This window comes from Iodobacter sp. (genome assembly GCF_025352645.1).
In the GTDB taxonomy this organism is placed as follows: domain Bacteria; phylum Pseudomonadota; class Gammaproteobacteria; order Burkholderiales; family Chitinibacteraceae; genus Iodobacter.
The window spans coordinates 1-4,063 of record NZ_JANXSO010000029.1; the positions used below are offsets into that span (position 1 = coordinate 1).

A 4,063-nucleotide genomic window follows, 5' to 3' on the forward strand; every position below is an offset into this window, starting at 1 on the left:
ACTCGGTCGGTGCGGGTCACTAGAATAGCGGCCATAGAATCGGGGAGGGTGGGCACAAACTTCGCATCAATATCACGGCGAACTACACGTTTAATATCTTGGCTATCCACACCCAGCAAGACGGCGGCGGGCAGCTCGGGGTTTTCATCAAACAGCTTAAATAACTGCTCGACCAACTGATCGCCCCCATCGCCTATTCTGGCATCCACTGCGGTAAACATATGGATTGCCAAACCCGAACCATTTTGGGCGGCGCGGATTTGATTGATTCCCTGATCAGGATCTGCAACCAAGACCGGAATTGGCCAGCGCTCCACCCAATACAGCAGGGCATTGGCAAAGGTATCGTTCACTCTTTTTCTATGGATTAGTCTGCGCTCTACCTCAGACCAAGGGTAATCGTCAGGGTTTTGCGAGAGCATGCTTTTAAGCGGGTGGTTGATTTTATCTAGCCGCTTCCAGATATCCATTTGCCGATAGCGATCGACCGTGACGCCTAGGCCCCGAATTTCTAAGCTGAATTGGCGTTTTTCTTTGGCCTGCGCCGCAGCCAAAACCGCCGCTGTACGCTGGGCCTCTTCCTTGTTTTGTACCTGCTGCTGTAGCTGCTCTGCTGCCGCTACTTTAGTACTAGAGAATAACCACAGGCCGCTAAACAGCGTCAGGATAAGGGTAAGGGGTGGTAAAAACCACCAAGAAAGGCGTTGCATCATGGGGCTAGGCTCCAAAATTAAACTGGGGGGGCGAATCACGGCTTCAACCATGACGACCCATATGGCGAAACTGGCAATCAGCAGTAATAGCCAAGGCCAAAAACGAGGCCGCGCTTCACGACGTAAAACACTCATAGTGATTTGCCCCTTGGTGTCCGTGGCTCAGAAGTTGTTTCCATACGTTGTCTGCGGGTTTCATCGACAATAGGGGCCGGAGGTTTAAGCGGAACGATATCATTCTTAGGGAAAATACCCTCTTTGTAATAAAGCGCATTGGCTTCGATCACCGCGCGCACATCGGCTTCTAAAGATGGAAACTCACTAAGTTTTTGCAACTCTGTAAGCGGAACCCGCCAATCTGCTATCGCCAGTAAGACTGCCCGCCGATCAGGATTATCCAAGCTCAACCCCTGACCAAGCGCCACATCCATTGCCGTTACCCAGCGGTGATGCTCGCTATTGTTCACAATCGCCGAGTGATAAGAATTGGGCACATGTTCATTTTTATCGTCTTGATAGCGCTGCCTTGCCTCGATAGGGGTTTCATCACGCTTTTGATCCGGCAGATAGTTCACGCCCTCTTTCACCACCGCATCGCAGGCATCAATCGGATCGATGCCCACTGCACCCACATAGGCTTCAGTTGTTTGTTTTTTAGATTGAGTGGTCACCACTTCATCCGCGTGTAAGTTGGGCTTAAAGGTGGGTTTTAGTTCTTCTGCGTTAATGGGCAGTGATTCCTCTTCTTTTACGCTTTTACGAATAAAGTTATCCAGCCAGCCAGCGTCATAAGTTGGCTCGCCCGCTTTACGGATCACATAGTCATGCGGGGCCAAGCCTAGGTGTTCTGGGGCTTGGCCTGGGCGCTGCCGCCATGTCCAAATGCGTTGCTTAAATTGGGGGCCAAGCTTTGCAAGCAGCTCATGGCTAACGCCCAGCGTGCCTATCCCTTGCACGTTTGCCAGCCCCACTGTCATATCGTGCGGGCTAAAGTAGAGGTAAACCTTGCCGCGATTATCGCGTTCTGGAAAGGCAATTCTGGCTTCTGTCTCGCTTGGGCGCTGGCCTTCACTAGGGTTCCATAAGCAGCCTGCGCGGCCCATGGCGCATAGCTTGTTGTTTAAATCAGCCAGTGGCGGGGTAGTATGCGGTGTTTGGGTAATCAGCTTACTTAATTCAATCAGGGTTTTTTCACGCGCCCCGCTGGTTTGCTGCTCATTGCCCGATTGCGTCCAATAATCTAGCCCTGGCTCGTGTATGCCATAGGGTGGATTACACATAATCAGGGTATCGACAGCCCGTTGTCCTTTTATATTTAAAAAAGCCTGAGCCGTCAGGGAAACAAGACAACCTTGGCTATGGCCAATCAGGGTAATGGTATCGTCAGGGCTATATTTGCGGATCTGCTGCACCAACGCCGCCAGCCGCTTGGCCGCCAGTGCCATATAGTGGCGGTTTGGCGCTTGTTTCACGATATGTACCTTATCTGCGCCAAATTTATTCGCCAGCCAGATGGTAAAACCCCCTTCAAAATAGCCACGAAACATATCTGAAATATTGCTGGTGGCATTGCTAAACATGCCACCGCCCTTGGTGTTTTGCTTATCGAGGCGGTTCTTGAATAAATCAACGTTTTGCTCGTGAATTTGCTTCTTGGCAACATTCTCATCTGTCGCCTTATAGCCCCAAAAAAAATGAATCACTGGGCTATGCGTTTTATCGTTGGGAATGCGCTGATAAAAAATAGCGTCGGGGTCTTTTACCGCCTGATCACCCTCTTTGGGCAGCCTAAAATCATTTGGAAAAAGGTCGGGCCGATCTAGCCGCTCATTTAGGCCCGTGCAAAGGCCAATGTCCTGCGCGGCGTAGCTGACGCCCACATCGTTTACCCCGTGAATTATGACAATAATGCCTGGCATATGGGCCTGCACTTCAACGGGCGTGTCTTTGAAGCGATTGGGCATTAACAGGGCCGAACTGCGGCCTACATAAATGGGCTGATCTGTTGCTTCGGCCATGGTTATTTTTCTTCCTTAGGCAGGATGCGGATTTGGGCGACTTGCATGCCGGTTTCTTCCAGCAATTGAGTTTTACCCTCTGCATCAGAAACACCCTTGAGCTTACTACCATCTTTTAGGGTGATTTCATAATCGCGCAGGGCGGCTATTTGCGGTTTGCTTGGGTCGCTGCTTGGGTAATGCAATTGAAACTTTTGATCCGCTTTACCAGATTGAAATGCAGGCAAGTTAATACTTTCAGTGGCAGGGCCGCTCATGGACTTACTGGCCGCTTTAATATTGACCGCCCCCTTGGTGCCCAGCGTAATGCCATCGCCCACTTTAATAAATGAGCCATCTTCTGCAATCAGGTTTACTTTCTTCGCTATAAGGTAGATTTCACCGTCTATTGCGATCATGCGAATGTTCTTTTCTGCTTGGGCAATAAAATCATTGGCCTGAGCTTGAATCAGAAATTGCCCTTGATGAGCAATCATGCGGAAATCCCCAGACTGGGCAAATTGGCTAATACCCTGACCTGCATTCAGGCTGAAGCGCTCTCCTGAAGTCCATTGCAGGTGTTTTTTTGCGGCCACATCTATATTCAATCCGGCATAAGTAATGATTGTTTGCGGGGTAGTGAAGCTCAGCCCTGCTTGCGCCGTAAAACTCATCACCGGCTTGCCGCCACCCTGAGCTTTCGGGTCCGCATTACTGCCTTTTTCCCAGTTCTTAATACTATCGATCAACTCTGTTTGTGCAGCCTGATCCAGTGCTAAGGCTTGATTGCTACTGGCATAGTCGCCAAATGCTTTAAACAGCTCGGCACACTGATCGAGTAATTCAATCATTTCGGTCCGCGCCAGTTGATTGCCACTGGCTTGTAATTTGCCATAAGTCGTCAGCAATAAACCTTGGGCAGCACGAATACTAATGCTGGCATCAGAGCGCAACTCTGCGCCCTCGCCTCGGGCCGTGGCTTTACCATCGCTACGGGGGTGGGTTAAAAAACCAAGATTGAGCTGCGTTTTAGCGTGTTCGCTGGATAGCTTGGTGCGCACCTCACCTTGGGTATCATCAAACAGCAGCTCGCCATATTGGCCGCCATCGTGTTCTTTTGTCTTAATGCCAGAGAGGGTTTTATTAGCAGGCAGCGCACCTGCCCCGCTAAAAGTGGGCGGTTGATGACTCCCGTTATGCACTACGCCCGTCACAATGGGCCGGTCGATATCGTTGTCGAGGTAGCTGACTAAAACTTCTTGGCCGATACGCGGGATAAACTGATGACCCCAGCTTGCCCCCGCCGAAGGGTAAGCAACGCGAACCCAGCAAGAAGACTTATCATCCAGATTC

The 4,063-nt window shown here is 50.6% G+C and carries 3 protein-coding genes; all 3 read right to left on the bottom strand.

Translation table 11 applies throughout. The features are described 5' to 3' along the window. A partial coding sequence (locus Q0R17_RS03675) for a DUF2875 family protein (RefSeq protein WP_293932201.1) occupies positions 1-848 on the bottom strand: 848 nt, incomplete at its 3' end. Beyond that, positions 845-2,731: a DUF3274 domain-containing protein gene (locus Q0R17_RS03680; protein WP_293932202.1), complete on the bottom strand. Its 1,887-nt coding sequence runs from the start codon at positions 2,729-2,731 to the stop codon at positions 845-847. The genes Q0R17_RS03680 and Q0R17_RS03675, both read right to left, overlap by 4 nt. 2 nt (positions 2,732-2,733) lie before the next feature. Then, the coding region (locus Q0R17_RS03685) for a DUF2345 domain-containing protein (protein ID WP_293932203.1) at positions 2,734-4,063 on the bottom strand (1,330 nt) is incomplete at its 5' end.

Bases quoted from the DNA above. Each gene is read 5' to 3' on its own strand.
- Q0R17_RS03680 (WP_293932202.1), bottom strand. From the start codon at position 2,731: ATGGCCGAAGCAACAGATCAGCCCATTTATGTAGGCCGCAGTTCGGCC.